Raw genomic sequence first — 2245 nt, forward strand, 5'->3', positions numbered from 1 at the left:
AAGCTGGTCGAGCGCGCAGAGGCCGGAGAGGAAGTCGTCATTGCCAGGGCCGGCAAGCCGGCTGCGAAGCTTGTGCCGCTGACCAGGGTCGGTGGCCGTCGTCGGCTCGGTTTACTGGACGGCAAGTTCAAGATTCCGGACGACTTCAACGCCCCGCTGCCCGAATCGGTCCTGCGCGCATTCGAGGCCAAGAAATAGTGCGGTTGCTGCTCGACACGCATTTGTTGTTGTGGGCCGCCGCCCGCAGCAAACGGTTACCGCGCGAAGCGCGTGTACTGATCGAAAACGCCGCCAACGAAGCCTATTTCAGCGCGGCGAGCATCTGGGAACTCGCGATCAAGATCTCGCTAGGGCGCAAGGACTTTCGCATCGACCTTGCCGCCCTGCAGACGGCCCTTCCCGAGATGGGGCTGATAGAGCTGCCGGTGACCGCCGTGCACGCTGCCGGCATCACCAAGCTCCCGCCCATTCATCGAGACCCCTTCGACCGGCTGCTGATCGCGCAAAGCATCGCGGAGCCGCTCACGCTGCTGACGAATGATGCCCTGCTTGCGCGCTATTCGGATGGCGTCCAGGTGGTTTGACGGCTGCAATTCGCTCCATTGATTATTACGAAACCGGATGACAGTCCGGTTTCGCTCGACGCTCCCCTCGCGATCCCATTTCGCGCGGAGCGCCTCGAAGCTCCCCTCTCCTCCGGGCTAATCATTACCCACATTTTTTCTGGGTTGAGAGAGGCCGGGTTGTAGATGTGGTTTCATGATTCGATACATTTCGGTTATTGGGATCAATTCTTGGAATCCTTGCCACAATGTTTTGCTACCGGGTTCACCATCGCCAGTGCGCCCGAGGAAGCCGCCGAGGCGCGCGATCCAACGTATAGCCTGCCTCAGCGGCGGCGGCCTGGCGGGCGGCACCGGCGTGCGATGAATGCGGCAATACAGCGCCTCCCATTCATCGTCCTGCAGAATCGCGGTGCAAGCCATCTCGGGCACCAGCCGCGCGAGCAGGGTGGCATACAGGATACGCCAGGCAATCACGGCATATATCGTGAGCAGCCGCTCAAGGCGCTCGGCGGACTCCAGTTGTCGCATTTCGATGCGACAGCCGCTCTTCAAGATCTTGTGCCACTGCTCGATGCCCCAGCGCGCCGCATACCACTCCAGGCGCTCGAGCGCCTGCTCGGCCGAGGTGACGGGCACGCTGGTGAGCAGTTTCCAGTCAAGCGGCGCCACCCCAGCAGGTGGCTCAGGCTCATAGGCCCACACGCTCCACAACGCGAGGGAGCCAAGCCCCTGCCCCGAGCCATTGCGGGGACCCTTAAGCGTGAGTGGGCAGGCGCGGATCTCGAGCTTCGCCGTCCGGGCTTTGCGCTTGCCGCTTGCCGGCAGCGCCAGTTGCTTGTGCGCCACCACGGGCGCTACCGCCAAGGTCGCGAAGACCTGCGCCTCGGGCCCTTTGACGTTACGATCCCACGCCGCGCGTACCAGCACGTCCACGCCCAGCGCCTGCGCTTCAGTGAAGAACTCGAAGACATCGCTTTCGCGATCGCCAACACTCACCAAACGCGTGCCCGGCAAGCGCGCTTTGAGCCCCGCCACCGCCTGCACGCTGTCAATCCACTTGTAGCTTTCTTTATCTTCAATCGCCCGGCTGCGGCGCGTTGCACGCTGCTTGGGTTTGTTCACATCACGCGCCCACAGCCGCAAGCTCAGAACACCCAAGGGCAGGCGCTGCGGCGTAAAAGCAAGCGTACCGTGGAGAATCATGCCGTGCCCCCCCTTCGCGTGCAGCGGCCCCAAGCCCTCGGTGGCCAAGTGCGTCGAGTAATCGATGAAGGTCGTGTCCTGCACCGCCAGTATCACCTCCTGCCCCTGCATGCGCCCAAGACTCGACACCACGTGCGGCGCGAGAATCTTCTCGTGCGCAATGTCGGCGTTGTCAAAGAAACGATAAGCCGCTTTGAGCGTGGCGCCATCTTCAAGTGCCTGCGGCAACGACGCTTCCGGACGCTCTGCGAGCTGACGCGCCAGCTGCACCAGTCGCGCCGTGCGCCGCGCATCACCCAGCTCGGCCGCGCCGAACTCCGCCTGCGCCCAGTCTTCCTCGTCGGTGCTCGCTTGCGCCAAGAATCAGCCTTGTCGATAAAAGCTGATCCGAAAGTTAACATCACATTAGAAAAAGTACAACCCCCTCACCACTTAACTCCACGAACTGCAACGAAAAGATGTGGGTATTGGTAAGC

The 2245-nt window shown here is 62.3% G+C and carries 3 protein-coding genes; 2 read left to right on the forward strand and 1 reads right to left on the reverse strand.

Annotated features, from left to right (window positions below; genetic code table 11):
• The coding region (locus VES88_09600) for a type II toxin-antitoxin system prevent-host-death family antitoxin (protein ID HYN81743.1) at window positions 1-198 on the forward strand (198 nt) is incomplete at its 5' end.
• Window positions 198-584 carry a type II toxin-antitoxin system VapC family toxin gene (locus VES88_09605; GenBank protein HYN81744.1) on the forward strand — a complete coding sequence of 129 codons (387 nt, stop codon included), beginning with the start codon at window positions 198-200 and terminating at the stop codon, window positions 582-584. The genes VES88_09600 and VES88_09605, both read left to right, overlap by 1 nt.
• A 117-nt stretch (window positions 585-701) precedes the next feature.
• On the opposite strand, the gene VES88_09610 is transcribed toward VES88_09605, so the two are convergent.
• Entirely contained in the window at window positions 702-2129 is a 1428-nt protein-coding gene (locus VES88_09610; protein ID HYN81745.1) for an IS4 family transposase, read from the reverse strand.
• Between the last annotated feature and the right edge of the window lie 116 nt (window positions 2130-2245).

The sequence above is a fragment of the Gemmatimonadaceae bacterium genome (assembly GCA_035633115.1).
In the GTDB taxonomy this organism is placed as follows: Bacteria; Gemmatimonadota; Gemmatimonadetes; order Gemmatimonadales; family Gemmatimonadaceae; genus UBA4720.